Here is a 26,004-nt window from a genome sequence, read left to right as displayed (position 1 = left end):
GCGGCGCGGAAGGCGATCCGCCGACCGCCTTTCCCAAAGTATTCGTTGAGCCCTTTCATGGGGCCCGGAGGTCGCCTCCGGGCCCCATGTCCCGTTATCGCCGGTCACCGCGGGGGGAATTCGGCATGGTGAGAGAGCTGCTTTAAGTCAAAACTTCGGACGGGTCTGGCCTGCGTCATGGGCGCGCTGCCGCCCGACGTCTTCGCGGAAGCCGGAGTCGCGATCCCTTATGGCGCTTGGGTTCGCGTGGCGCGGGGCGTGACGGCGTGTGTCGGAGATGCGACAATAGAGCGCGCGGGTTGAGCCTGTGATGTTCGGATCACTACTCGTATACCCATGATCATCGACCGAGCGGAGTATGTGCCCTAGAGCAAGCAACTAGTTCGCAATATACCCAGATGGAATACGGCATCCCGTGAAATGAAATTCACTTCTAGGTGGTATTTTTATCTGAGTATATCTTTGAGTTTACCCGTTTTGGGGCTGTCACGGGCTTCTAGTGAGCTTGTGGCCCTTGACCCAAGGTGACTGCGATAGTGTACATGCGTTTACCTTGTTGGGTTGTGCTTGGAATGCTTCGAGCTCGATCTGGTGAGTAAATAAGGCGTTAATAATAATAAACTTTGAGTTGTAGGTTTACTTTTCAGCTACTAATTTCGATGCTGATGTCTCTATCAGTTCCAATGTTTCGTCGGGTTGGCGGCGCGGAAGGAAAACACTTTCAAGCCTTGTGCGTTGAAGTTGTCGGATTAGATCAAGAGTTTTGGGTTCATCTCCAATCGGGCAATAGCCGCTTTGATTGGAACGAAGGATTTGGCCGGTGAGCGACGTAAGCGCCCTGATGGATAAGTTGAAAGCGACCGTCAGCTACAAGCAGTTCGACGCGCCGCGCGCCGGGGACCTGGCTTGGCCCGTCTTGGAAAAGATGGCGCGGGCCAAGAGCGCCCTGTCGCAACCCACCTCTCAAGTGATGGCGGCGCCGGCTCCCGTGCCGTTGGCCCCAGCGCCGTTGGCCCCAGTGACGCCGCCCCCCGTGACGGCGGCTCCGGTCGCGGCCCCGACGGGCTGGATCGCTCCCGCCAACGCCCCCCTGGCGGCGGCGCCCGCGGCGCCCCCCGTGGCGACCCCGGTTGCGACCGACATCCTCGTCAGCCAAGCGCCCGCCGAAGGGTCGTTGTTCGAGCGCCTGCAGGCCGACGCCACGCCGACCAAGGCCGCCGCCTTCAGCCGATACGGCGCGGCTCAGCCCGCCCAAGACGCGCCCCAGGCTCTTTCGGAGATCTTCGAGCGGATCGGGCGGAAGGCGCTCTAAAATGGTTCTCGTTGTTGTGTCGTCGCCCAAGGGGGGCGTGGGTAAGACGACGCTTGTCGCCAATCTCGCCGTGGCGCTGCGCCGGCGGGGGCGGAACGTCACGGCCGTTGATTTCGATTCCCAGAACGCGCTGCGCTTCCTGCTGGCGCCCAATCACGAGAGCGAGCTGGGCATAGCGCGCTGCACCGCGCGCGGCCTGCCTTGGTCGGACGCCATCGTCAGCGGCCAAGATGGCGTGCGCGTCGCGCCGTATGGCGAGGCGACCACGGCCGAGCGCCTGCTCATGAAGGACGTCTTGGTCGAGAAGGCGCTGTCCGAGGCCCTGGCCAGCCTTGCCCGCTCGCCCGACGAGATCGTCATCGTCGACACCACGCCGGGCGAGGGTCGCATGCAGGAGCGTCTCGAGGCGCTGGCCGACCTGAAGCTGATCGTGCTGCTCGCCGACGCCGGCTCGATGGCCCTGGTGCCGACCTATCGCGGCGGCCTGATGCTGCGCCCCATGGCCGAGCGGCCCGACACGTTCGGGATCCTGAACCAGGTGGATCCCCGTCGCCGGCTCAGCCGCGACATCGCCGACTTCATTTCGGCCCACGCGGCCGAGCGCTTCATCGGCGTCGTGCACTATGACGAGGCGCTGGCCGAGGCGGCCGCGCGGGGCGAGTCCGTCGTTGGCGTGGCCCCCGGCAGCGTGGCGGCCATCGACATCGACGGCATAGCGGCCAGTCTTGATCGACTGACATCTCCGGGACCCTACTGACCATGAACATCAAGGGGGCATCGGACCTCGGCGAAGGCCTTTTCGGCCGCGTCGCGGCGTCCGCGCCGGCGCGCTACGCGATTTTCGCGCTGGCCGCCGTGATCGTGGTGCTGGCCGTGGTCGTGCCTCTGGACTCCAACGGTCAGCTGATTTTCGGCCTTGGCGTTTTCGCCATCTCCGCCGCCATCGGCCAGCTCAGCGACAGCCGGAAGATGACCGTCGGCCTGGTCGTGGTCTCGACGGCCCTGTCGACCCGCTACATTTGGTGGCGAACCACCCAGACCCTGCACTTCGACAATCCCCTGGCCGCCGGCCTGGGGACAGGTCTTTATCTGGCCGAGCTCTACGCCTGGCTGATCCTGGTGCTGGGCTATGTGCAGTGCGTCTGGCCGCTGGACCGCAAGGTGCGCGAGATCTCCGGTCCGCCAGAGACCTGGCCGACCGTCGACATCTACATCCCGACCTACAACGAAAGCCTCGAGCTGGTGCAGGACACCGTGTTCGCGGCGATGGACCAGGACTATCCGCCCGATCGCTTCAAGGTCTACATCCTCGACGACGGCCGCCGGCCCGAGTTCGAGGAATTCGCGCGCAAGGCCGGCTGCGGCTACATCACCCGCACCGACAACAAGCACGCCAAGGCGGGCAATCTCAACAACGCGATCCCGCAGACGACCGGCGAGCTGCTCTGCATCTTCGACGCCGACCACGTCGCCACGCGCGCCTTCCTGCAGCTGACCGTGGGCTGGTTCCAGGCCGACCCCAAGTTGGCCCTGATGCAGACGCCGCACTACTTCTACTCGCCCGATCCGGTGCAGCGGAACATCCGCGCCGTGAAGGACATCCCGGGCGAGGGCGACCTGTTCTACGGCGTGGTCCAGAAGGGCAACGACTTCTGGAACGCCACCTTCTTCTGCGGCTCGTGCGCGGTGATCCGTCGCGAGGCCCTGGAGCAGACCAACGGCTTCGCCGGCGAGACCGTGACCGAAGACGCCCACACCGCGCTGAAGCTGCAGCGCATGGGCTGGAACACGGCCTATCTGAACACGCGCCTGTCGGCCGGTCTGGCCACCGAGCGCCTGGCGCTGCACATCGGCCAGCGGGCGCGCTGGGCGCGCGGCATGACCCAGATCTTCCGGATCGACAATCCGCTGTTGGGGCCGGGCCTGACCATCGGTCAGCGCCTCTGTTACCTGAACGCGATGCTGCACTTCCAGTTTCCGCTGCCGCGCATCGTGTTCCTGACCTCGCCGCTGGCGTATCTGATCTTCGAGCAGAACATCATCGCCGCGGCCGCCTGGACGATCGTCACCTACGCCATTCCGCACCTCTTGCTGTCGGTGCTGGTCAATGAGCGGATCCAGGGAAAATATCGCCGCGCGTTCTGGGGCGAGGTCTACGAGTCGCTGATCTCGTTCCACCTGGTGGGGCCGACCATCCTGCCGTTGCTCGATCCCAAGAAGGGTAAGTTCAACGTCACCGACAAGGGCGGGCTGCTGGAGGAAGGCTATTTCGACTTCAAGGTGCTACTGCCCCTTTTGATCACCACGGGGCTGCTGTTCGGCGGCATCGGCGCGGGGATCGCCAAGCTGCTGCTTCCGCAGTATTTCGATGTGCAGCTGGGCACGATCATGCTGAACGTCGGCTGGTCCAGTTTCAGCCTGCTGATCCTGATCACGGCGATCGCGGTGGGACGCGAGACCCGTCAGATTCGCAAGCACGAGCACTTGGGCGTTGTTTTGCCCACGCGGCTCTATTTCGATGACGGTCACGTGCTGTCCACCGAGACGATGAACATCTCGATGGGTGGCATGGCGGTTCCGGCGCCGGACGACGAGGTTATCGAGGGACGGACCGTGACCCATGTCGAGGTGCTCGCGGCCGAAAAGACGTTTGGGTTCCCGGTCAAGATGTTGGGAAGCGGGAAGGGCGGGCTGAGGTTTATGTTCACGGAAATGACGCTGGAGTCGCGGCGGCAACTGGTGCGGGTCGTCATGGGCCGCGCCGACGCCTGGCCGCTGATCGACGATCACGTGTCCTGGTCGGCCTGGCAGTCGTTCACGGACCTGATGCGCGCCTCGATCTCGATCCTGCTCTGGTGGCGCTATCGCGACACCCCGCGCGCCTCGGTGGCCTTCAAGCGCACGGGCGCCACGACCGCGGCCCTCCTGCTCGCCCTGGGACTGGGCCTTGGTCTGCTGAGCCCCAGCGAGGGTCACGCCCAGTCCGCGCGCGCCGCGGCCCGTCCCGCCGCGGCGTCCGACGCGACCGTCGCCGCGCCGGCCAAGGCGACCGTTCCGGGCGGGGTCCGCACCCTGTCGATGACGCTCGAGGATCTTAAGGTTAACCGGCCGCTGCGCCTGATCGGTTCGGCCGGCGAGGCGGGCATCCCGGTCAATCTGCGCCAGGACGAGGTGGTCACGGGCGCCCAACTGACCCTGAACTTCGCCTATTCGCCGACGCTGCTGGCCGACCTCAGCCACCTGACCGTGCTGATGAACGACGAGGTGATCGGCACCGTGCCCCTGACGCCGGACGGCGCCGGCGGCGTGGTCGTCACCCTGCCGATCGATCCGGGCCTGTTCACCAGCGAAAACCGCCTGGGCTTCCGCTTCGTCAGCCACTACACGCGCAGCTGCGAGGACCCGCTGCACTCGACGCTGTGGGCCAACATCAGCAACACCCGCAGCCGTCTGACCCTGACCCTGCAACAGCTGTCGGTGGGCGACTCGCTCTCGCGTCTGCCCGGTCCGTTCTTCGACTCGACCGAAGGCCGCCAGCTGAAGCTGCCGTTCGTGTTCGCCGGCGCGCCGTCCAACGAGCTGATCGCCGCGGGCGCGGCCACGGCCTCGTATTTCGGCATGACCGCCAGCTTCCACGGCTTCTCGTTCCCGGTGCTGCTGAACGACCTGCCGGACGGCAACGCGGTCGTCCTGGCGCGCGGCGGCAGCCAGATCGGCGGCTGGGTCGCGCCGCAGGCCTCCGGGCCGGTGATCAGCATCGTCCGCAACCCGCGCAACCCCTACGCCTCCTTGCTGGTGATCAGCGGCGGCTCGGACGAGGACGTGCTGGCGGCCGCCCGGGTGCTGGCGTCCTCGCCCAAGAGCCTGTCGGGCCAGAGCGCCCAGATCACGCCGCAACCGATCGCGCGCCGGCAACCCTATGACGCGCCGCGTTGGGTCGACACCAACCATCCCGTCCGACTGGGCGACCTGGTCGGCCAGTCCAACCTGGAGGGCGCGGGTCTGCGCCCGGGCCTGCTGACGGCCGAGTTCCGCACGGCGCCGGACCTGTTCTTCTGGCCCCGTCCGGGCGCGAAGCTGACCTTTGGCTATCGCTATCCGGCCGGTCCCTGGCTCGACTATTCGATGTCGCGTCTGGATGTGCTGGCGAACGACAAGTACATCCGCTCGATCCCGCTGCGGCAGGAGCGGACCGCCGAAAAGGTCCGCGACGCCATCGGCCTGTCGGCCATCCAGAACACGGCCTCGGTCGACATCCCTGGCTACAACATCTTTGGCCAGAACCAGCTGCAGTTCTATTACGACCTGCACAGCAAGAAGAAGGGCGCCTGCGAAGGCGTCCTGCCGGTGGGGATCCGAGTCGGCATCGACGCCGATTCCAAGCTGGACCTGACCAGCGCGCATCACTTCTCGCGCATGCCCGACCTGGCGTTCTTCGCCAGCTCCGGCTTCCCCTTCAGCCGTGTCGCCGACCTGTCGGAGACGCTGGTGCTGATCCCGCAACAACCGTCGCCGGACACCCTGCAGGCGCTGTTCACCCTGATCGGCCGCATCGGCGACTCGACCGGCGCCCCGGCCGTCGGCGTCACCATCGCCCGCCCAGGCGAGGCGCCGACCCTGCGTGGTCGCGACGTCCTGGTGGTTGGCCCGCTGTCGCTCGCCGGTCAGGCCTCGGAGTTGTTCCAAAGCGCTCCGGTTCGCGTCGAGGGCAGCCAACTGCGGGTGTCCTCGAACTCCCCGATCGCGCGTCTGTTCTCGCGCTTCGGCTCCAACGTCGATCAGCGCGATCCCGCCGCCGCCGACGCGGCCCTGGTGACGGTCAGCGACTTCGCCGGCGTCTCCAGCTGGCGCTCGCCGTTCGACAAGAGCCGCGTGGTGGTTGCCGTCCTGGCGGCGACGCCCTCGCGCCTGCCCGAGATCGTCGACGCCATGGCCAAGTCGGAAGCCAACGCGGCCATGCAAGGCGATCTAGCCATCGCCACCGACAAGAGCTTCAATAGCTTCCAGGTGTCGCCGGGCTTCTGGTCTGGTCACCTGCCGTGGTGGGTGGCGGTCATGTGGTGGTGCAGCCGCAATCCGCTGCTGCTGGCCCTGGCGGTGATCGGCGCCTCGCTGGTTATCGGGTTGGGCTTCTGGGTCGTGCTCCGCGCCCTTGAACGTAAGCGCCTGTCCGACAGGGAAGTGGACCCGCGATGAGGAAGATCGCCTTTATCTCGCTGGCGTCGAGCCTGTTGGCCTCGACGGCCATCGCCCAGGTCCAGCCCCGTCTGCCCAGTGACAAGCCTGCGGCCCGGCCCTTGGTCCCCGGGGCCAAGACGCTGAAGCCGGAGGTCACCGCGCCCGCGCCCACCCAAGGCGCGAGCCAGGGCGGGGTGGTGCAGGTGCTGCTGAACCAGGCGGCGAGCCAGCGCAAGCGTGGCCGCAACGACCTCAGCCTGCAGGCCCTGCAGCGCGCTCTGCGGGAAAGCCCGAACGATCCTCGGGTGCTGCAGCGCCTGGCCACCTACGCCATCGAGGATGGCGACGTCGGGGCTGGCGATCGCTGGCTGCGGCAGCTGCGCGGCGTCACCAGCCCGTCCGACCCCCGGGTCGTGGCGCTGGACAGGGCGCTGAAGACGCGCTTCGCCAGCTCCGTCGCCAACTCGGTCGCCAACAGCCAGGACACGGCGGTGGTCGATCTCCCCCAGGGCAAGACCGAGACCAAGCCTTCCCCGCCGATCGATCCCAGCGGCGCCGCGCGCGCGGCCGGCTTCGAGGCGCTGGAGCGCAAGGACCTCGCCGGCGCCGAGCGCCTGTTCAACCAGGCTCTGCGCGAGCGGTCGACCGACCTGGACGCGGCCGGCGGCCTGGGGATCATCCGCCTGCAGCAAGGTCGGTTCGCCGACGCCGAGGCGTTGCTCAAGCGCGCCAGCGGCGGCGCGTCGGGCGAGCAGCGTTGGGGCGAGGCGTTGCGCTCGGCCCAATTCTTCTCGACCCTTTCGCGGGCCCGCGCCGCCTACGAGGCTGGTCGCTACGCCCAGGCCGAGCAGGACGCGCGCCCGCTGGCCAATGGCCAGAACCCCGACCGCGTCGAGGCTCAGGTCCTGTGGGGCCAATCCTTGGCCGCCCTGGGCCGCTCCGCCGACGCCGAGACCGCGTTCCGCGCCGTCCTGGCGACCGCGCCGCGGCGTCCCGAAGCCGTCTCCGGCCTCGCCCAGGCCCTGGCCGACCAGGAGCGCTATGACGAAGCCAGCGAGGTCGCCGCGACCCTGACCGGCCCGACCGCCGGCCAGACCCGCGCGGCCATCGAACGCGCCCGCGCCAACGAACTGCAAAAGCGCGGCGACACCTTCGGCGCCGGCGCGGCGCTGGCCGCGGCGCTGACCGCCAATCCGAACAATCCGTGGTCGCGCTACGACTACGCCAAGTTCCTGGCCGATCAGGGGCAGGAGGCCGAGGCTCAGTCGCTGATGGCCCCGCTCTACCAGTCCAGCGATCCGGAGGCCCTTCAAGCCGCCGCGCTGTACTCGGAATCGCGCGGCCGCAACGAGGAAGCCGTCGGTCTGCTGCGCCGCGTGCCCGAGGCCAGCCGCACCCGCGCGGTCAAGGATCTGATCGCCCGCGTCGACGCCCTCAGCACGATCGAGCAGGCCAAGCGCTGGGGCGCGCAGGGCCGACCCGTCGACGGCGTCAGCCTGCTGCGCGGCCTGATGGCCCGCACCTCGCCCAGCTTCGGCGTGCGGGGCCGCATCGCCGAGACCCTGCTGGACCTGGGCGACAGCTATCAATCGACCGCCCTGGCCTTGGAAGCGGCCCGCCAGCCGCCCGCCAGCTTCAAGCCGTCCGAGGCCTCGGGCTTCCTGGCGGTGCTGGCCCAGACGGGCCAGGACGCCGCCGCGCTCAACCTGCTCAACGCCGCCGCCCAGCAACAGCCGCAAGGCGAATACCGTAGCCTGGCGGCGCTCTACAGCGCTCGCCGCGCCGACCGCCTGCGTCTGGCCGGCGACTTCGCCTCGGCCTTCGACACCCTGTCGCAAGGCTTCACGGTCGCGCCGCGCGATCCGATGTTGCTGTCGGCCTTGGCGCGCCTCTACGACACTGGCGACCTGGCGCCGCAGGCGGCCCAGACCTATGACGCCCTGCTGGCGATCAATCCGAACGACTACGAAGCTCTGGCCGGCTCGGCCCGCGTGGCGGTCCGGACGGGCGACCACGATCGCGCCAACAACCTGCTGCGTCGGGCGATCGCGATCCAGCCGAACAACCCCGACCTCTACTACCAGCTGGGCCAGATGGAGCAGGCCAGAGGGCGTGAGCGCGCGGCGCTGAAGGCGTTCGAGCGCGCTCAGAGCCTGCTGGCCCGGGGGGCGGGCGCGCAGCCTGGCGCTCCGGCCGCCGTCGGCGGCGCCCTGGGGGCGAACCCGTTCGCCGCCCGCGCCATCGCCCAGGCGGCCGACGCCCCGACCTATGGCGCGCCGGCGGCCTCGGCGTCGACCTCGGTCTTCGCCCTGCCGCGCCCGCCGAACCCGGCGGCCGCGCAACCCCAGGCCTACGCGTCCTATGCGCCGGCCCCGGTCCAGAGCTTCGCGCCCATCCCGTCGAACTCGCCGCAAAGCGATCCGGTCGCGATGAGCGGCGGACCGAGCTTGCCGGCCAATTCGAACCCGACGGCGATCCCGGCGCCGGTGACGCCGACCTATGCCGACGCGGGCGCTCCGCCGAGCTATTCGGCTCCGGCCTATCAAGCCTCGCCCTACGCCGCCGGTCCCGCCGCCCTGGCCCCGATGCCGACGCCCGCCCCGGCCTATACGCCGCCGCGCGCCTACGCCTCGAAGTCGGGCAACGCGCCGCTGCCGGCCAACGCCCCGCTGCCGGCCAAGGTCGGACGCGAGATCGCCGCCCTGCGCCAGTCGACGGCGCCGCAGTTCGAAGGCGCGGCCAATCTGCGCGCCCGCAGCGGCGAGGAGGGCACGAGCCGCCTGTTCGAGGCCAACACCCGCATCGCCGCCTCGGTCTCGCCGTTCGGGATCGGCCGCCTGGGCGTCGCGGTCAATCCGGTGATCATCAGCGCCGGCGCGCCCAAGCAGTCCGCCATCGCCATCATCGGGACCAATCCGCTGGTCAACGCCGAGGCGATCGTGGCGGGCGAGACCATCGTCCTGCCCGCCCTGGACAGCCGCAGCCGCGCCGGCGTGGGCATGTCGATGTTCTACGAGACGGGCCCGTTCTCGCTGGACGCCGGCGTCACGCCGCTGGGCTTCATGCGCAAGAGCTTCACCGGCGGCCTGACCGGCCGGCTCGACATCGGCGAGGCCCAGGTGCGCCTCACGGTCGAGCAGCGTCCGGTGACCGACAGCGTCCTGGCCTATTCCGGCGACCGCGACCCGCTGACGGGCGTCGAGTGGGGCGGGGTGGTCAAGCGCAACGCCAGCCTGGGCGCCTCGGCCAACTTCGGTTCGGCCGGCGCGTACATGGACGCCGCCTACCGCCAGCTGAAGGGCCACAACGTCGCCAGCAACACTGGCTACGAGATCAATGCCGGCGCCTATTTCCGCCCGATCGACAGCGATGGCGACCAACTGCAGATCGGCATCAACGCCAACATGCAGGCCTACGACCGCAACCTGCGCTTCTTCAGCTTCGGCCAGGGCGGCTATTTCAGCCCGCAGCAGTTCGTCAGCGTGGCCCTGCCGGTGTCGTACTCCAAGGAGCGCGAGCGTTGGCGGGCCAAGGCGGGCTTCAGCGTCGGCGTGCAGGCCTACAGCGAGGACAGCTCGCCGATCTTCCCGAACAACCCGGCGGCCCAGCAGGCCATCGAGTCCTACGCGGCGGCCGACAACACGGTCCTGGCTCGCTATGACTCGGCCAGCAAGACCGGCATCGGTCTGACCGGCCAGCTCCTGGGCGAGTACAAGTTCCGCGGCGGCTCGGCCGCCGGCGGCGAACTCTCGCTCGACACCTTCGGGATCTACAACGAATACAAGTTCCGCTTCTACCTGCGGCGGATCCTGGCTAGCCAATAGGAACGACCGATGTTGAAGAGCCTTTCGTCCCGGACCGTCGCGCCGGAAGCCGCCAAGGTCGCCGACACCGCCGACCTGCGCTATCTGGCCGCCCGCCAGTTCAGCGCCCAGTGGCGCGCCGTGATGCTGGCCATGGCCGACGAGCTGTTCGAGAACTTCAGCGCCCAGGAGGCGTGGGGCTTCTATCGCCAGATCGGCCTGCGCGTGTCGCGCTCGGTGTCCCTGCCGCCGGTCAAGACCCTGGACGAGCTGGAAGCCTCGCTGAACGTCGTCCTGGCCGAGATGGACTGGGGCTATGTCTCGCTGGCCCTGGCCGACAGCGCCATCGCCATCCGTCACCGCGCCTATCCGGGCCAGCACCTGGAAGACGCCAGCGGCCACTGGCGCCGGGCCTTCAGCGCGCTGCTGGAAGGCGTCTACACCGTCTGGCTGCAAAGCCAGGGCGGCCGGCCGGAAATGACCGCCACCCACCGCGAAGGCGCCAGCGACGACGTCCTGGAATTCTCCTATGGCCTCTAATCGGCGCGCGATGCTGCTGGTGGTCGCCGCCCTGGGCCTCCAGGCCGTGACCATGAGCGCCTGCGCCGCGCCGACGCCCGGCAACTGGACGGACTACAAGACCCGTTTCCTCCAGTCCGACGGACGGGTGGTCGACACCGGCAACGGCAATGTCAGCCACTCCGAGGGGCAGGGTTTCGCGATGATCATGGCCACGGCCTATGATGATCCGGCGACCTTCAAGAAGATGTGGACCTGGACCGACCAGACCCTGTCGCGGCCGGACACGCGCCTGTTCAAGTGGCGCTACATCCCCACGGGGGATCTGCACACCCCCGATCCCAACAACGCCCTGGACGGCGACCTGCTGATCGCCTGGGCCCTGCTGCGCGGCGGCGAGCGCTGGAAGCGTCCGGAGTATCTGGAGGCCAGCGCCCAGATCCGCAGCGCGATCCTGAGCAAGCTGCTGGTCAAGCAGGGGAACCGGACGCTGCTGGTCCCGGGCGTCGACGGCTTCGTCAACGCCCAGGGGATGATCTTCAACCCGTCCTACGCGATCATGCCCGCGCTCGACGCCTTCGCCGCGCGCGAGCCCAAGTCGCCCTGGCCGATGGTGCGCGATCAGGCCTTGAAGGCCCTGCGCGACGCCCGCTTCGGCGCGGCGGACCTGCCCGTGGACTGGGTCAAGGTCGACACCGCCGGCGCGATGTGGACCGATCCCGACCGTCCGCCGCGCTTCGGTTTCGACGCCATACGGGTGCCGCTCTACATGTGCTGGTCGGGTCGCTGCGGCGACGCCTCGCTGGATCCGGTCAAGCGCTGGTGGACCTCGTTCCGGTCGGCGGGCAAGCCGGCCCCGGCCTGGATCGACGTGAGCACCGGCGAGGTCGCCCCGTTCGCCGCCCCGGTCGGCATGGCCAGCGTCGCGGACCTGGCCCTGACCGGCAAGGCCTCGACCGCCCGGATCCAGAACGAAGACTACTATTCCTCGTCCCTGCTGATCCTCAGCCAGATCGCCGCCGACGAGCACCGTGAAAAGGGCAAGTCGAGCCGGAAGCGTTGATCATGGTTCGGCGAGCCGCGCCGTGCGCCACTAGGTCGCCGCGCGGATAACGCCGATCTGAAATATAGTCTGAGTCAGTGCTCGTTCTGGCGGCGAGTGTGATTTTGATTACACTCAAAGCGGTGTGGATCCGCCTGCTTCTTACTAGTTTTGGGGCGGGCGGCCGTGGTTCTTGGCGTCGTTTCGTGTTAACGACGTTTTACGTGGGCCGACCCTTTTTCCCACCGGGGCGGCTTGACGATAGGCGGAGATTTCCGATGGCTGGAAACATGGCGGAAGGGCCGACGCTCCGTACGCCGCTTATCCGCTCGCTCGCGCCGTATCTGATCCTGCTGGCCTTCGTCGGCTTCATGGCGATCGGCTACCACCCCAGCGCCAAGTCCGCTCAGATCGAGACGCCCCTGGCCCTGCCGCGCATCCGCCAGATGGAGATCAGCGGCGCCCAATGGACCGTCAAGCGCCAGATGGAAGTCTGGGACAATGTCGGCTTCCGCAACGAGCATATCGAGCACCGCCAAGGCCGTGTCGCCGTGTGCGGCGAGGTCCGCCTGGGCGCGGGCGCCGAGTTCCAGCCCTATATCGTGGTCAACGGCCGCGCCGCCCTGGCCAACGACACCCGCAACGAACTCTATCGCGTGTGGGTCGAGATCTGCTCGGTCGGCGAGCCGGAACCGCAGGCGACTCTGTAGGCCTTTCCTGTTTCATCCCGGCCGTGGCGCTTGACGCTTCCGGGATGGCCCGATGACGGGCGGCTAGCCCGGCCGCGCCAAGGCTCTCAGCCGGTTGTGAATGTCCGTCGCGGCGATCGCCGCCTCGGCGGTGGCGACCGCGATCTGGTTCAAGCCCCGCACCACGTCCCCCGCCGCGTAGAGCCCGTCCACGGACGTCTGCTGGTGGGCGCTGACGACCAGGCGGCCGTCGGCGTCGCGGGCGGCGTCGACCTGCTGGGCCAGGGCCTGTTGGCTGTCGAAGCCCAGGGCTGGATAGAGGCAGTCGAAGGTCCGGTCCCCGACCATCACCCCGTCGGGCCCCAGCGTGATGTCCGCCAGACTCACCGGCAGCCGCTCGAAGGCGCCGTCCCCCTCGCGCTCGCCCTCCATCGGGGCGTCGGGCCGCAGGTCCAGCAGTGTCACCGCGGGGGAATAGGTGGTCAGGAACGCCGCCTCGCGCGCGCCGTGCTCGCCGTCGCCCAGCACGGCGATCCGCTGGCCGCTCGCCTCGTAGCCGTCGCAGATCGGACAGAGGCGCACGCGGGCGGCGCGGATCGCATCCTCCACGCCCTCCAGGACCGGCAGGCGGTCGACCACCCCCGTGGCCAGCAGCACGAACGGCGCGCGCGCGATCACCGGCGCGTCGGCGTTCTCCTGATCGATCGCCAGGACGAAGCCGTCCGCGCCGCGCAGCAGCGTCCGCGCCCTGCCCGCGCGCCGCTCCGCGCCGTAGCGGTCGGCCTGATCGCGCAGGCGGTCCAGCAGCGCCTCGCCGCCGACGCCGTGCGGGAAGCCGGGCGTGTTGTGGCTTTCGGGGATCCAACTGGCCCGCGAGCGCCCGCCGTCCAGCACCAGCGCCTTGCGCAGGAAGCGCCCCAGATAGGTCGCGGCCGTCAGGCCGGCGGGGCCCGCGCCGATGACGATGGCGTCGTAGGCCGTGTCTTGAGCGGGGCGGTCCGAGTCGAGGGGTGTCATGCGAGCATCCGAGCGTCGACCGCTCCGGCGGCCTCCAGCGCCGTGCAGCAACGGGCGGCCGTCTCGGCGGTTCCGGGGGGCCTCGGCCGGCGCCGCCATCATTGGATGGGGGCTTGGAACCGCCCGAATGACACCTACGTTCAGCACGCTTCCTTCGGAAGCATCCATTTGAGCGGAGAGAACCATGCGGAGTATTTTCGTGGTCTCCCCCTTCGATGGGGGATGGTCCGTCAGAACGTCCTCGGCCGGCGAGCCGATGGTCTTCGACACCGGCGGCCAAGCCGAACGCCGCGCCCGCGCCCTGGCGTCCGAGGTCCGCGCGCGCGGCGGCGAGGCCGAGGTCTGGATCCATGACCGAACGGGCCGTTTCGTGGGGCGCTGGATCGGTGATCGCCACGAGATCATCGGCGAACCTGGCGAGGCGGTCGCGGCGTAGGGGCAAGGCGTCCGGCGCCGAAGCCAGCGCGGTTCAGGAGGGGCGGGACGATAGAGCCGAGAAAGACACCGAGGGACTAGCTCGGCTCAAGCATCTCGGCGAGCGCCAGCACCGCCGTCCACGTCCGCCCCGTGATCCGCGCGCCGAGGGTCTTCTCCACCAGGCTGTTGGTCAGTTTCGAGCCACCGACGCCGTCGGGGTAGATCGCATAGATCTGACGGTTTTCAGCCCGCGCCTGCTCGGCGCCGCGGATCGCCGCGCGCAGGGCGCCCATGGCCTTTTTGTCGGGAGTGTCCTTGCAGAACAGAGTCATCAGCCAGCCCGGATTGGCCGCCGCGAAGTCCGGGAACGGGTTGGCCGCGATCAACGCCCGCCAGGCTTCGGCGGTGCGGACATAGACATCGGTGCGCAGGCCCAGGCGCGCCAGAAGCTCGGTTTCGATCTGGGTCTGAAGTTCCGCGCCCGTGCGCTCGCCGCTCTCGAACACCAGGTCGCCGACCTTGGGGGCCATGCGGACGTCGGTGTGGCCGAGATCGGTCAGCAGGCCCGTCAACTCGTCGCCGGTGATCAAGCGACCCCCGGTGGCGTTGACGCCGCGCAGCAGGGCGATGTGGAGGGACATGGTCGGGCCTTTCGAACGAGGCGGCTGTTTAGGCCCTGCGCGGGCCGCCGTCGCGGGCAATTTGAGGTCGGCGCGTCGAACCAACCAGGGGAGGGGGTGACGGCTAGCGCGTCAGCAGGGCGCCTAGCGTCGCCCGCTCCGCCGGCGCGAGCTCGCGCCCGTAGTGCTCCAAACACGCCGGCTCCGCGCTGGTGAAGCGCGGGACGCCCGTCGCGCGCAGGCGCTGGTCCAGCACCGCCAGGCGCGGGACCTGGTCGGCGAGCTTGTCCGGCGCGCGGACCAGGCGGGCCTCGCGGCCGGTGGGGAAGGTGACGTCGTAGTTCAGGGCGAAGCCGGCCTTGTCGCCGCCGTCGCTGGCGTCGCGCTGGACACAGGCGGCGGCGATGGTCGTCGCCGCGCCCCAGGACCAGTATTCGCGCACCTTGCCGTCCTTCAGCCAGCTGACGCCGACCGGGGTGGCGACGGCGACCTCGGCGCGGCCGAAGACGGCGCCCACGCCGACGCCGGCGGCCACGATCAGGGCCGACAGGGCCACGATCGCCCAGCGGGTCCGGGCGGAAACCCCCGGGGCGGGCGGGCGATGACGCACGCCGAACGCGTTGGGGATCAGGACCAGCGGCGGCATGATGATCAGCAGGAACGCCCAGAACAGGGCCGACGACTCCTCCTCGCGCCAGATGGCCAGGACGTCCGGGATCGTGGCGACGACGGCCTCGTTGGGCCGGTCGAGCAGGGTCTGGACGGCCTGGAGCCCGAGCAGCCCAAGCAGGGTCAGGCTGAACGCCAGCGCCAGGCCCAGCGCCTTGCGGCCCAGGGTCGTCTGGATGCTCTCCGGAAGCGGCCGGGGCGCGGGGGCGTCGGTCGCCAAGGCTAGCGCCGCTTCTTGCGGAACTCGGCGGCCTTCTCCTCGCGGATCTCGGCGCGCAGGCGCTTGGGCGCGGCCTTGTCGACCTCGTCGCCGGTGGCGGCCAGGACCTCGTTGGCGAACTCCAGGTCCATCAGCTTCATGCGCTTGATCTCGTCGCGCAGGCGGGCGGCGGTCTCGAACTCCAGGTTGGCGGCGGCCTCGCGCATCTTGGCCTCCAGGTCCTTGAGCGCGGCCTTGAAGTTGTCGCCGCTGAACGGACGGTCGTCGGTCTCGGACATGCCCATCGGCACCAGCACGCGGTCGCCGCGCTCGTAGGGGCTGTTGAGGATGTCCTTGATGTCGCGCTTGACGCTCTCGGGCGTGATGCCGTGTTCGAGGTTGTAGGCGTGCTGCTTCTCGCGGCGGCGCGAGGTCTCGGCCATGGCCCGCTCCATCGAGCCGGTGATCCGGTCGGCGTAGAGGATGACCTTGCCGTCGACGTTCCGCGCCGCCCGGCCGATCGTCTGGATCAGCGAGGTCTCCGAGCGCAGGAAGCCTTCCTTGTCGGCGTCGAGGATCGCCACCAAGCCGCACTCGGGGATGTCGAGGCCCTCGCGCAGCAGGTTGATGCCGACCAGCACGTCGATATGGCCCATCCGCAGCTCGCGGATGATCTCGATGCGCTCAAGAGTATCAACGTCCGAGTGCATGTAGCGGACGCGGATGCCCTGTTCGTTCAGATATTCGGTCAGGTCCTCGGCCATCTTCTTGGTCAGCACGGTGACCAGGGTGCGGTAGCCCTTGGCGATGGTCTGGCGGATCTCGTCGACCACGTCGTCGACTTGGGAAGCGCCGTCCTTGGAGACCGGACGCACCTCGACCGGCGGGTCGATCAGGCCCGTCGGACGGATGACCTGCTCGGCGAAGACGCCGCCGGCCCGCTCCATCTCCCAGTCGGCCGGGGTGGCGCTGACATGCACCGACTGCGGCCGCATGGCGTCCCACTCCTCGAACTTGAGGGGCCGGTTATCCAGGGCCGAGGGCAGGCGGAAGCCGTACTCGGCCAGGGTCCATTTGCGATTGCGGTCGCCCTTGTACATGGCGCCGATCTGCGGAACCGTCTGGTGGCTCTCGTCGGTGAAGAGGAGAGCGTTGTCGGGGATGTATTCGAAGAAGGTCGGCGGCGGCTCGCCGGGCTTACGGCCCGACAGATAGCGGCTGTAGTTCTCGATGCCGGCGCACGAGCCGGTGGTCTCGATCATCTCGAGATCGAAGGTCGTGCGCTGCTCCAGGCGCTGGGCCTCCAAGAGCTTGCCGTTGGCGGTCAGCCACTCCAGCCGCTCCTTCAGCTCCTGGCGGATGGCGATGATCGCCTGGCGCAGCGTGGGACGCGGGGTGACGTGGTGGCTGTTGGCGTAGACCTTGATCATCTCAAGGTCGGCCGTCTTCTTGCCGGTCAAGGTGTCGAACTCGGCCAGGGCCTCGACCTCGTCGCCGAACAGGGTCACGCGCCAGGCGCGGTCCTCGTAGTGGGCGGGGAATATCTCGATGGTGTCGCCGCGGCGGCGAAACGCGCCGCGCTCGAAGGCCTGGTCGTTGCGCTTGTACTGCTGGGCCACCAGGTCGGCGATCAGCTGCTTCTCGTCGACCCGCTGCCCGACCTCCAGCGTGAAGGTCATGGCGGTGTAGGTCTCGACCGAGCCGATACCGTAGATGCAGCTGACGCTGGCCACGACGATGACGTCGTCGCGCTCCAGGATCGCCCGGGTGGCCGAGTGGCGCATCCGGTCGATCTGCTCGTTAATCGAGCTGTCCTTCTCGATATAGGTGTCGGTCCGGGGCACGTAGGCCTCGGGCTGGTAGTAGTCGTAGTAGCTGACGAAGTACTCGACCGCGTTCTCCGGGAAGAACGACTTCATCTCGCTGTAGAGCTGGGCGGCCAGGGTCTTGTTCGGGGCCAGGATCAAGGCCGGGCGCTGGGTGGCCTCGATGACCTTGGCCATGGTGAAGGTCTTGCCCGAGCCGGTGACGCCCAGCAGCACCTGGTCCTGGTCGCCGTTCTGGAGGCCACCCACCAGTTCGGCGATGGCGGTCGGCTGGTCGCCGGCGGGCTGGTACTCGCTGACCAGCTTGAACTTGCGCCCGCCCTCGGTCTTGTCCGGCCGCGCGGGACGGTGCGGGGTCCACAGCATGGGCATGACGCCAGCCGAAACATCGGCGACGGCATCCATCACGAAGGGCGCGGAGACGTCCGAAACGCCGGGGTTCTGGCTGCGAGGCATGGCCCCAAGGTAGGCGCGCGGACGGCCGGCGGCTAGGGGGGCTGCTGACAGGGAATGGCGGCAGGGTGGCGGCAGGGGCGCCCGTCCGAGCAAAAAGGCGTATGGCGACGAGTCGGCGGAAGGCGATAAGCTGAACGTAGGCTTTGGGAGTGTGGACATCTTGAGGGCGCGGACGGGCCGGGAGCGGAGCGCGTGACGTCGGTCGTACGCTGGCTGGAGCGCGCCAATCTGACGCCGCGCACGCTTCGGGAATGGCTGCTGGTCGCCAGCCTGGCGCTGATCTACTGCGTCGCCGCGGTGATCAGCCTGCGCTGGGCCGTGGTGCCGGGCGCGGGGACGGCGTTCTGGCCCTCGGCCGGCATCGCCCTGGCGGCGGTGGCCTATTACGGGCCGCGCGTGTGGCTGGGGGCCTTGCTGGGCCGTCTGCTGACCTTCTGGGTGATGGCCGCGCCTCAGCCTCCGTGGGCCCAGCTGGTGATCGCCACCGCCACGGCGCTCGGCGCGCTGATCCCCGTTCTGATCCTCAATCGTCTGAAGACCAACGCCAAGCTCGATAGCCTACGGAGCGCTCTATGGCTGGTGATCGGCGCCGGCGCGGGCGGGGCGACCATCTCGGCCGGCGCGGGCGCGGTGATGCTGCTGCTTGGGGGCTCGGCGCCGAGCAAGGTCGATCAGGCCTTCGTCAACTGGTGGTTCGGCTTCGTGACCGGGGTGCTGACCTTCGCGCCGGCGTTCCTGACCTGGCGCGGGGCGCTAGAGCGGTGGACACCCGCCCGCCTTGGCCACCTGGCGCTGATCTGCGTGGCGACCGGCGCCTTGGCCTATGCGATCTTCTTGCGGGGCGAGGGGGCCTATTCGCGGGCCTGGTTCGTGTTCCCGTTGCTGGTCTGGGCGGGCCTGGCCTTCGACGCCCGGGGCGCGGCGCTCGCCACGTTGATCGTCAGCCTTTGCGCCTTCGTCGGGACGCTGCAGGGCGGCGGACCGTTCCATAACGCCGGGCCGGCCGGGTCCATCCTGCTGACCCAGCAGTTCGTGGCTGTGATGGCCTCGACGACCCTGATCCTGGCGGCCGTGGCCAGCGAGCGGCGCGGCCGCGAGGCCCTGGAACGCAGCGAGAGCCGCTACAAGGCCGAGAGCGCCGCCCTCGCGGTGCTCAACGAGACCGGCGCGGTGATCGCCGCCGAGCTCGACCTGGAGCGCGCGGTCCAGGTTGTGATCGACGCCGGCGCGGCCCTGACCCGCGCGCGCTACGCGGCGTTCTTCTACACCGCGCCGGACGCCGAGGGGCGGTCGATGATGCTCTACGCCCTGTCGGGCGCGCCGCGCTCGGCGTTCGAGGCCTTCGGACATCCCAGGCCCACCGAGGTTTTCGCCCCGACCTTTGAGGGGACGGGCACGGTGCGTTCGGGCGACATCACCCAGGACCCCCGCTACGGCCAAAACGCGCCGCATCGCGGCATGCCCGAGGGCCACCTGCCGGTGCGCAGCTACCTGGCCGTGCCCGTCCGATCGCGCTCGGGCGAGGTCATCGGCGGGCTGTTCTTCGGCCACTCGGATCCGGACGTGTTCGACGAACGCGCCCAATGGCTGGCCGAGGGCGTGGCCTCGCACGCGGCCATCGCGATCGACAACGCCCGCCTCTATCAGTCGGCCCAGGCCGAGCTCGCCCAGCGCCGCCGGGCCGAGGAGCTGCAGCGCCTGCTGATCAACGAGCTGAACCACCGGGTGAAGAACACCTTGGCGACGGTGCAGTCCCTAGCGGCCCAGACCCTGCGCTCGTCGGACGATCTGGCCACCGCGCGCGAGGCGTTCGACCGGCGGCTGATGGCGCTTTCGGCGACCCACAATCTGCTGACCCAGTCCAGCTGGGCCAGCGCCGAGCTTGGCGACCTGGTGCGCCAGGCGGCCGAGCCGTTCGTCGCCGATCGCTTCATCGCCGAAGGGCCGTCGGTCAGCCTGTCGCCGGCGCGGTCGCTGGCCCTGTCGATGGCGTTGCACGAGCTCAGCACCAACGCCCTGAAATATGGAGCGCTGAGCGCGCCGGAAGGCCTGATCCGCGTGACGTGGCGCGTGGCGGCGGGCCAGCTGGAGTTCCTCTGGGCGGAAGAGGGCGGCCCGCCCGTCGTTCCCCCGACCCGCAGGGGCTTCGGGACCCGGCTGATCTCCCAGGCCCTGGCGCGGGAACTGCGCGGCCAGGTGCGCCTGGAGCACGACCCGGCGGGGGTGCGCTGCGAGATCAGCTTCCCGCTCGACGCCGACGACACGCCGGGGCCGCCGCCGCCGATGCCGGACGTTTAGGGGCGCTGTCTTATGGCGGACCAACATTCAAAGTGGAGATCAATTCCCGCCTTCCTGGGCCCCGTGCCCAGGACCCATCGGTCCGTCGTCGCTGAAATCGACTCATGATCTGGGCCTGTCCGCCTCGCCTATCCGCAAAATCAGAGCCAGCCGCCAGCATGGGTCCTGGGCACAGGGCCCAGGAGGGCGAGTTCTTAGCTCCAACGCCGCAGGCCTATAGCCCTACCGCTTCGGCTCCAGGCTCCGCAGATACGCCTTCAGGTCCGCGCGCTGGTCGTCGTCGAGCTTGACCATCGGCATGCGCGGATGGGTGCGGGGCGAGCCTTCCTCCGGGGGATCGGCGGGCGCCAGCATGCCCTCGTCGAGCAGGGCGTCGAGGCCGCCCTTGTGATAGCGCGCGTGAAGCCGCGTGAACGGCGGCGCGTCGGGCAGGGGGCTCTTGGTTCCGCGCACGGCATGGCAGCCGCCGCAGGCGCGCCGGGCGATCCGCTCGCCGTTCTCGGCGGACGCCTGGGCCCAGGCCGGGGAGGCGACCAGCGCCACGCCCAGCGCCAGGAGGGCCGCTCTCACCGGGCGGCCTCGAAGTCCAGCACCACGCGACCCTCGATGGCGCCCTGCTCCATGCGTTGGAAGATGCTGTTGATAGCGTCCAGGCCCTCGGTCGAGACCGTCGCCTTGACCCGGCCGTCGGCGGCGAAGGCCAGGGCTTCTTGCAGGTCGAGCCGCGTGCCGACGATCGAGCCGCGCACGGTGATCCCGCGCAGCACGGTGTCGAAGATCGACAGCGGGAAGTCGCCGGGCGGCAGGCCGTTCAGCGACACCGTGCCGCCGCGCCGAACCATGCCCAGCGCCTGGGCGAAGGCGCCGCGCGAGACGGCCGTGACCAGCACGCCTTGCACGCCGCCGACCTTGGCCTGGAACACCGCGACCGGATCCTCGCGGCTGGCGTCGACCGTCAGCTCGGCGCCCAGCGCGCGGGCCAGGGCCAGCTTGTCCTCGGCCACGTCGACGGCGGCGACCTTGAAGCCCATGGCCTTGGCGTATTGCACCGCCAGGTGCCCCAGGCCCCCGACGCCGGAGATCGCCACCCAGTCGCCCGGTTTGGCGTCCAGCACCTTCAGGCCCTTATAGACCGTGACCCCGGCGCACAGGATCGGCGCGGCCTCGACGTAGGTGAGGTTGGCCGGGATCAGCCCGACATAGTCGGCGTCGGCCAGGACGTATTCGGCGAAGCCGCCGTCGACCGAGTAGCCGGTGTTCTGTTGCTTCTCGCAGAGGGTCTCCCAGCCGGCCAGGCAGTGGACGCAGCGGCCGCAGGCGGTGTGCAGCCATGGCACGCCGACGCGGTCGCCGATCTTCAGGTGCTCGACGTCCTCGCCGAGTTCGACCACGGCGCCGACGCCCTCATGGCCAGGGACAAAGGGCAGGGACGGCTTGATCGGCCAGTCGCCGTGGGCGGCGTGCAGGTCGGTGTGGCAAACCCCGCAGGCGGCGATCTTGACCAGCACCTGACCGCGACCCGGTTTGGGGCGCGGGCGATCCTCGATCACCAGCGGTTGGCCAAAGGCCCGCACCACGGCGGCCTTCATCATCGTGTCCATGGCGTTCTCCCCGAGCTGAAGCTCTTGGCGGCCATAGTACGCCCGACCCGGCGAGATCGCAGTCGGGGCGACTACCTACGGTTTTACCGCAAGTCGTTCCAGCGTCCGCGGATCGGGCGCGCCGCCGAAGTACTTGTCCAGCGCCTGGCCGAACGCCGGCTCGTCGGGCGCGGCGGCCTGGAACAGGGTCAGGCTTGAGCGCAGCTTCAAGTCATCGGGCGCGCCGAACACGGCATGGGCGTCGCCGCCGGGCAGGGCGTTGATCGCCGCCACGACCTTCAGCAGGCGGGGCCCCAGCACTGGATGCTCCAGATAGGCCCTGGCCTCGGCCAGATCGGCGATGGCGTAGAGGCGCGCGGTCGGACTGGAGCCCAGGCCCTGGATCTGCGGGAAGATGAACCACATCCAGTGGCTCGCCTTGCGTCCGCGCCGCAGCTCGGCGAGGGCGCTCTGATAGGTCGTGGCCTGCGCCTCGACGAAGCGGGAAAGGTCGGCCATGGGCGGCTCCCGTCGCGGTGGTCGTCTGGAGAATACGCGTCGCCTCCGAGCGATCCACGTTACGCCATTGACGCGCGTTTATACTGTGTGACATACAGTGTGTATCACACACCATGTGATGCACACTATGTGGCGCACACTCTATGCCGACCGATACGGACATCTTTGAATCGCTCCGCCAGGAGCTGCGGCGGGGGACGCTGATCCTGGCCGTCCTCGCCCAGCTGCGGGAGGAGCGCTACGGCTACAGCCTGCGCCAGGCCCTCTCGTCGGTCGGTGTCGAGATCGACGAAGGCGCGCTCTATCCCATGCTGCGGCGGCTGGAAGCCCAGGGCCTCCTGGCCAGCGAGTGGCGCGAGGAAGACAAGCGCAAGAAGCGTTTCTATCAGCTGTCGGAGGAGGGGCGGGCCGTGCTGGCGCGCCTCGCCGACGAATGGCGCGGGATCAACGCCGCCCTGGAGCCTCTGTTGTGACAGCGGCCACCCTCACCGAAGGACCCTATGACATGAGCGATCTCGTCGATCGTTACCTGGGCGCCGTCGCCGCCCTGCTGCCCAAGGCCTCGCGCCAGGACATCGTCGCCGAGCTGCGCGACCTGATCCTCAACCGCGTCGAGGACGCCGAGGCCCAGCGCGGCCGCCCCCTCGACAAGCGCGAGATGGAGGACCTGCTGCGCGAGATCGGCCATCCGATCGCGGTGGCGGGCCGCTACGGACCCGCGCGCGCCCTGGTCGGGCCGGAAATCTATCCGTTCTGGCTGTTTGGGGTGAAGGCCCTGCTGGCCATCGCCGCCCTGGCCGCGGCGGTCCCCGCGGGCGTGGCGTTGCTCACCGCCCATGGCGACGCCCGCCTGGTCTTCCGGACCGTGCAGGACTTCATCCCAACGGCGCTCGGCCTGATCGGCGCCGCCACCCTGATCGCCGCCGCCATCGAGCGCGGCTGGATCAAGACCGACGGATTCCGGCGTTGGAAGGTCAGCGAGTTGCCCCGCGTCTCCGACAGTCGAGAGTGGTTCGTGAAGAGCCGCTTCGACGGGCTGTTCGAGTTGGTGGTGATGCTGCTGTTCATCGGCTGGTGGACCGGGGTCGTCGCGTTCCCCGTGGGCAATGTGATCACGACGCGAGGGGGCGAGGCGTTCCTGCGAGTTTCCCCGGTGTTCCAGCAGCTCTATTGGCCGATCCTGGCCCTCGCGATCGCGCAGGTGGTCTCGTCGCTGTTCCTGGTGGTCAAGCCGGGCTGGACGGTTGCTCGCAATCTCGCCGAGATCGTGGGCGCGGTGGGCGGCGTCGCCCTGGTCTGGGCGCTGTGGTCGGCTCAGCCCCTGGTCACGGTCCTGGCGCCCGCGGCCTCCGAGGCGGGGCTCGCCAACCTGCAACGCACCCTGGACCTGACCTTCGAAATCACGCTCTGGGTCGCCGCCGCCATCAACCTGACCAAGGTCGTGGTCCATGGTTGGCGTCTCTCGCGAGGGCGCTGAAAAGCGCCCTTCGGAAAGCTAAGCTTAAGGTTCCGTATTAACCTTTTCCCGCCCAGGCCGCGCCGGGCGAGGGCGCGCCGCCAGCGCCACCATGAGTGGAAAACAGGCCGCGCAAGGGTTTTCGGCGGGAAAAAAATCGTCGCGCGCTACCGTCCAGCTTTTTACGCGGATTCAACGGATTAACGATTTGACCCCCGCGGCGTGAGCGCGCGGCGGGGGGGAGGGGGGGGGGCGAGCGCTTGCGAGTCGGTCACCAATCGTTCATAAGCCGCTAACAGCGGGATCTTGGCCACGTCGTGATACGGCCAATCCCCCGCTTCGAAGGCCTCCCCGACAGTGCTTTTCCGGGGATCTCGAAGCGGTTTTTGTCGGGGGGCCGGAGCGCCCTCGCCGCGCAGGACACGAGTTTTGTATATCAAGTCGCAGACGCGCGCGGATGCGCGCGGGCTGGTCGGCGCCGTATTGGTCGGATCCATCACGGGTCTGGCCCTGGGCGGCGTTTACCTCATGGGTGGCCTGGCTCAATCGGCCTCCACCCACGCCCGCGTCACCCGCTTGGCCGATGGCGCCTCCGGAAGCTTTTCGGACGCGGCCATGGTTAGCGCGGCTACGCGTATGGACCCCGGCGCCCTCGCCGTGGCCAAGCGTCATGATCCCTTCCTCTTCGCCGCCGTCGATCAGCGCGACCGCCAATCGGCCCAGTTGGCCGCCCGCCTCGAAGGCGCCGGCGCGACCCTGATGCCGGGCCAGAGCGGCCGCACCGGCCCGCTGATGCTGCGGGCCAGCTTCGACTCCGCCTTCGGTCCCGGCTTGCCCGGCCCGTTCCAACTGGGCAACGCCCTGGAAAGCTCGCGCGAGCTCGAGTGCCTGGCCGACGCCGTCTATTACGAAGCCCGGGGCGAGACCCCCAGCGGCCAGGCGGCCGTGGCCCAGGTGGTGATGAACCGCGTGCGCCACCCGGCCTTCCCCAAGTCGATCTGCGGCGTGGTGTTCCAGGGCGCCTACCACCGCACCGGCTGCCAGTTTTCCTTCGCTTGCGACGGCTCGATGCGCCGCGCGCGCGACGTCAGCGCCTGGAACCGGGCCCGCAAGGTCGCCGCCCGCGCGCTGTCGGGCGCGATCGGCAACCAGGTCGGTTCGGCGACCCACTTCCACACCATCAACGTCTCGCCGGTCTGGGGACCGCGCCTGATGCGGGTGACCCAGGTGGGGATGCACATCTTCTACCGCTTCGGCCGGCGCACCGCCTCGCCGACCCACCTGCCGACGGTCGACGATATCGCGCCTTCGGACATCGCCAGCCTGACCGCCGACGGCAAGCCGCCGGTCGTCTACGCCGCCAACGCCATCGCCCGTGTCGAGCCGGTCTCGACCTCGGCCGGCCAGGGCGGTCCGCTGGGTCCGGTGACCGAGCCGGCCTCGGCTCCGACCGCCGACAAGGCCATCGCCAAGCCGATCGCGATCTCGACCGAACGCGCGCCGCTGGACGGCCTCAAGTCGACAGTAGGGGCCGGGAGCGGAGCTGCTTCCTAACGACGCCGGGCATGTGGCTGGAGGCGAAGCGCATCTGCTTGGCCCGCTTGCCCACGAAGTAGTGCAGGGCCTTGCCCCGCGCGGCTTCCCAGACGACCTGGGCGGCGTCCTCGACGGGGTAGACCTCCAGGCCCCCGGCGCGCAGGGCGTCGCTCATGTGCTCGTTCGTGCCTGACGCCCCGGCGTTCAGGATCGGCGTCTCGATGAACCACGGCATCACGCAGGCGACGCTGACACCGTGGCGGGCGTATTCGACGTCGAGGGCTTCCGAGAGGCCGCGCACGGCGAACTTGGTCGCCGAATAGACGGCCAGCTTGGGCGAGCCATAGAGGCCCGCGCACGAGGCGACGTTGATCAGCCGCCCGCCGGCCGCCTTCAGCGGGGGCAGCCCCGCCCGCGCGCCGTTGATCACGCCCTTGATGTTGATGTCGATCTGGATGTCGCAATCGGCGTCGGACATGTCCTCCAGCACGCCAAAGCGCGCGACGCCGGCGTTGTTCAGCAGCACGTCGACCTTGCCGCCCGTCCCGCGCCCGAAGTCGCCCAGGGCGTTCTCCCAGCCCTCCCGGTCGCGCACGTCCAGCGGATGGATCGAGCCGTTGGCGGCGCCGATCGCCAGCAGGGCGGCCTTCAGCCCCGCCTGGTCGATATCCGACAGGCCCACGAACCAGCCCTCGGCCGCGAACCGCTTGGCGCAGGCCAGGCCGATGCCGCTGGCCGCGCCGGTGATGAAGATGCTCTTTCGACCGTTGGCGGTCATTGGCGTCGTCCCTCCCGATATCTTTGTTATCGCCGATCAGATGCCGCGGGACGCGAGGGGTCAAGCCCGTGTCGCGCGCTCTTGCCAGGC

General features: G+C 69.1%; 20 protein-coding genes. 12 read left to right on the top strand and 8 right to left on the bottom strand.

Annotation, left to right across the window (positions count from 1 at the left end; genetic code table 11):
* Positions 1–820: 820 nt before the first annotated feature.
* The 7 genes from J2728_RS01855 to J2728_RS01825 all read left to right on the top strand — a co-directional run bounded on the left by J2728_RS01855 (position 821) and on the right by J2728_RS01825 (position 12,564).
* Positions 821–1,312, top strand: a complete 492-nt coding sequence (locus J2728_RS01855; RefSeq protein ID WP_309995590.1) for a hypothetical protein — start codon at positions 821–823, stop codon at positions 1,310–1,312.
* A 1-nt stretch (position 1,313) separates the two neighbouring features.
* Positions 1,314–2,069, top strand: coding sequence for a cellulose biosynthesis protein BcsQ (gene bcsQ / locus J2728_RS01850; RefSeq protein WP_309995587.1), 756 nt, complete (start codon positions 1,314–1,316; stop codon positions 2,067–2,069).
* A gap of 2 nt (positions 2,070–2,071) precedes the next feature.
* The gene (gene bcsA / locus J2728_RS01845) at positions 2,072–6,508 is read left to right on the top strand and encodes a UDP-forming cellulose synthase catalytic subunit (RefSeq protein ID WP_309995586.1); all 4,437 of its coding nucleotides are present in this window, start codon (positions 2,072–2,074) and stop codon (positions 6,506–6,508) included.
* Positions 6,505–10,314: a cellulose synthase subunit BcsC-related outer membrane protein gene (locus J2728_RS01840; RefSeq protein WP_309995584.1), complete on the top strand. Its 3,810-nt coding sequence runs from the start codon at positions 6,505–6,507 to the stop codon at positions 10,312–10,314. Before bcsA ends, J2728_RS01840 begins: the two co-directional genes overlap by 4 nt.
* A 9-nt stretch (positions 10,315–10,323) precedes the next feature.
* The gene (gene bcsD, locus J2728_RS01835) at positions 10,324–10,833 is read left to right on the top strand and encodes a cellulose biosynthesis protein BcsD (RefSeq protein WP_309995582.1); all 510 of its coding nucleotides are present in this window, start codon (positions 10,324–10,326) and stop codon (positions 10,831–10,833) included.
* Entirely contained in the window at positions 10,823–11,875 is a 1,053-nt protein-coding gene (locus J2728_RS01830; protein ID WP_309995580.1) for a family 8 glycosyl hydrolase, read from the top strand. Before bcsD ends, J2728_RS01830 begins: the two co-directional genes overlap by 11 nt.
* A gap of 257 nt (positions 11,876–12,132) precedes the next feature.
* Positions 12,133–12,564: a hypothetical protein gene (locus J2728_RS01825; RefSeq protein WP_309995578.1), complete on the top strand. Its 432-nt coding sequence runs from the start codon at positions 12,133–12,135 to the stop codon at positions 12,562–12,564.
* A 63-nt stretch (positions 12,565–12,627) separates the two neighbouring features.
* On the opposite strand, the gene J2728_RS01820 is transcribed toward J2728_RS01825, so the two are convergent.
* Complete coding sequence (locus tag J2728_RS01820; protein WP_309995576.1) at positions 12,628–13,560, bottom strand: NAD(P)/FAD-dependent oxidoreductase; 933 nt, start codon at positions 13,558–13,560, stop codon at positions 12,628–12,630.
* 184 nt (positions 13,561–13,744) lie between these two features.
* Here J2728_RS01820 and J2728_RS01815 point away from each other — a divergent pair, with 184 nt between their 5' ends.
* The gene (locus J2728_RS01815) at positions 13,745–13,996 is read left to right on the top strand and encodes a DUF2188 domain-containing protein (protein WP_309995574.1); all 252 of its coding nucleotides are present in this window, start codon (positions 13,745–13,747) and stop codon (positions 13,994–13,996) included.
* A gap of 76 nt (positions 13,997–14,072) precedes the next feature.
* Here J2728_RS01815 and J2728_RS01810 read toward each other — a convergent pair whose 3' ends face one another.
* The 3 genes from J2728_RS01810 to uvrB all read right to left on the bottom strand — a co-directional run bounded on the left by J2728_RS01810 (position 14,073) and on the right by uvrB (position 17,747).
* The gene (locus tag J2728_RS01810) at positions 14,073–14,618 is read right to left on the bottom strand and encodes a DUF1697 domain-containing protein (protein ID WP_309995572.1); all 546 of its coding nucleotides are present in this window, start codon (positions 14,616–14,618) and stop codon (positions 14,073–14,075) included.
* A gap of 103 nt (positions 14,619–14,721) precedes the next feature.
* Positions 14,722–15,486 (bottom strand): hypothetical protein, encoded by a 765-nt coding sequence (locus J2728_RS01805; protein WP_309995571.1) that lies wholly within the window; start codon positions 15,484–15,486, stop codon positions 14,722–14,724.
* A 2-nt stretch (positions 15,487–15,488) separates the two neighbouring features.
* Entirely contained in the window at positions 15,489–17,747 is a 2,259-nt protein-coding gene (gene uvrB / locus J2728_RS01800; RefSeq protein WP_309995569.1) for an excinuclease ABC subunit UvrB, read from the bottom strand.
* 192 nt (positions 17,748–17,939) lie between these two features.
* On the opposite strand from uvrB, the gene J2728_RS01795 reads away from it, so the two are divergent.
* Positions 17,940–20,045 (top strand): HWE histidine kinase domain-containing protein, encoded by a 2,106-nt coding sequence (locus tag J2728_RS01795; RefSeq protein ID WP_309995567.1) that lies wholly within the window; start codon positions 17,940–17,942, stop codon positions 20,043–20,045.
* A gap of 222 nt (positions 20,046–20,267) precedes the next feature.
* On the opposite strand, the gene J2728_RS01790 is transcribed toward J2728_RS01795, so the two are convergent.
* The 3 genes from J2728_RS01790 to J2728_RS01780 all read right to left on the bottom strand — a co-directional run bounded on the left by J2728_RS01790 (position 20,268) and on the right by J2728_RS01780 (position 22,144).
* Complete coding sequence (locus J2728_RS01790; protein ID WP_309995565.1) at positions 20,268–20,615, bottom strand: c-type cytochrome; 348 nt, start codon at positions 20,613–20,615, stop codon at positions 20,268–20,270.
* Complete coding sequence (gene adhP / locus J2728_RS01785) at positions 20,612–21,646, bottom strand: alcohol dehydrogenase AdhP (protein ID WP_309995563.1); 1,035 nt, start codon at positions 21,644–21,646, stop codon at positions 20,612–20,614. The genes J2728_RS01790 and adhP overlap by 4 nt, the downstream gene beginning before the upstream one ends.
* 75 nt (positions 21,647–21,721) lie before the next feature.
* The gene (locus J2728_RS01780) at positions 21,722–22,144 is read right to left on the bottom strand and encodes a DUF1810 domain-containing protein (protein WP_309995561.1); all 423 of its coding nucleotides are present in this window, start codon (positions 22,142–22,144) and stop codon (positions 21,722–21,724) included.
* A 143-nt stretch (positions 22,145–22,287) separates the two neighbouring features.
* Here J2728_RS01780 and J2728_RS01775 point away from each other — a divergent pair, with 143 nt between their 5' ends.
* The 3 genes from J2728_RS01775 (at position 22,288) to J2728_RS01765 (ending at position 25,154) form a co-directional block, all read left to right on the top strand.
* The gene (locus J2728_RS01775; RefSeq protein ID WP_309995560.1) at positions 22,288–22,617 is read left to right on the top strand and encodes a PadR family transcriptional regulator; all 330 of its coding nucleotides are present in this window, start codon (positions 22,288–22,290) and stop codon (positions 22,615–22,617) included.
* Between the two features lie 32 nt (positions 22,618–22,649).
* Positions 22,650–23,621 carry a hypothetical protein gene (locus J2728_RS01770; RefSeq protein ID WP_309995559.1) on the top strand — a complete coding sequence of 324 codons (972 nt, stop codon included), beginning with the start codon at positions 22,650–22,652 and terminating at the stop codon, positions 23,619–23,621.
* A gap of 408 nt (positions 23,622–24,029) precedes the next feature.
* Positions 24,030–25,154, top strand: a complete 1,125-nt coding sequence (locus tag J2728_RS01765; RefSeq protein WP_309995557.1) for a cell wall hydrolase — start codon at positions 24,030–24,032, stop codon at positions 25,152–25,154.
* Here J2728_RS01765 and J2728_RS01760 read toward each other — a convergent pair.
* A complete protein-coding gene (locus J2728_RS01760) occupies positions 25,114–25,914 on the bottom strand; it encodes an SDR family oxidoreductase (RefSeq protein WP_309995555.1) in 801 nt (266 codons plus the stop codon). The genes J2728_RS01765 and J2728_RS01760 overlap by 41 nt on opposite strands.
* Between the last annotated feature and the right edge of the window lie 90 nt (positions 25,915–26,004).

The organism is Caulobacter segnis (assembly GCF_031454995.1).
Classification (GTDB): Bacteria; Pseudomonadota; Alphaproteobacteria; order Caulobacterales; family Caulobacteraceae; genus Caulobacter; species Caulobacter segnis_E.
The sequence above is the reverse complement of the archived record's forward strand: the minus strand, read 5'-3'. Positions and strand labels throughout refer to the sequence as shown.

Coding starts and splice junctions, on each gene's coding strand:
- bcsQ (WP_309995587.1), top strand. CDS start 1,314: ATGGTTCTCGTTGTTGTGTCGTCGCCCAAGGGGGGCGTGGGTAAGACG.
- bcsA (WP_309995586.1), top strand. CDS start 2,072: ATGAACATCAAGGGGGCATCGGACCTCGGCGAAGGCCTTTTCGGCCGC.
- J2728_RS01840 (WP_309995584.1), top strand. CDS start 6,505: ATGAGGAAGATCGCCTTTATCTCGCTGGCGTCGAGCCTGTTGGCCTCG.
- bcsD (WP_309995582.1), top strand. CDS start 10,324: ATGTTGAAGAGCCTTTCGTCCCGGACCGTCGCGCCGGAAGCCGCCAAG.
- J2728_RS01830 (WP_309995580.1), top strand. CDS start 10,823: ATGGCCTCTAATCGGCGCGCGATGCTGCTGGTGGTCGCCGCCCTGGGC.
- J2728_RS01825 (WP_309995578.1), top strand. CDS start 12,133: ATGGCTGGAAACATGGCGGAAGGGCCGACGCTCCGTACGCCGCTTATC.
- J2728_RS01820 (WP_309995576.1), bottom strand. CDS start 13,560: ATGACACCCCTCGACTCGGACCGCCCCGCTCAAGACACGGCCTACGAC.
- J2728_RS01815 (WP_309995574.1), top strand. CDS start 13,745: ATGCGGAGTATTTTCGTGGTCTCCCCCTTCGATGGGGGATGGTCCGTC.
- J2728_RS01810 (WP_309995572.1), bottom strand. CDS start 14,618: ATGTCCCTCCACATCGCCCTGCTGCGCGGCGTCAACGCCACCGGGGGT.
- uvrB (WP_309995569.1), bottom strand. CDS start 17,747: ATGCCTCGCAGCCAGAACCCCGGCGTTTCGGACGTCTCCGCGCCCTTC.
- adhP (WP_309995563.1), bottom strand. CDS start 21,646: ATGGACACGATGATGAAGGCCGCCGTGGTGCGGGCCTTTGGCCAACCG.
- J2728_RS01780 (WP_309995561.1), bottom strand. CDS start 22,144: ATGGCCGACCTTTCCCGCTTCGTCGAGGCGCAGGCCACGACCTATCAG.
- J2728_RS01775 (WP_309995560.1), top strand. CDS start 22,288: ATGCCGACCGATACGGACATCTTTGAATCGCTCCGCCAGGAGCTGCGG.
- J2728_RS01770 (WP_309995559.1), top strand. CDS start 22,650: ATGAGCGATCTCGTCGATCGTTACCTGGGCGCCGTCGCCGCCCTGCTG.
- J2728_RS01760 (WP_309995555.1), bottom strand. CDS start 25,914: ATGACCGCCAACGGTCGAAAGAGCATCTTCATCACCGGCGCGGCCAGC.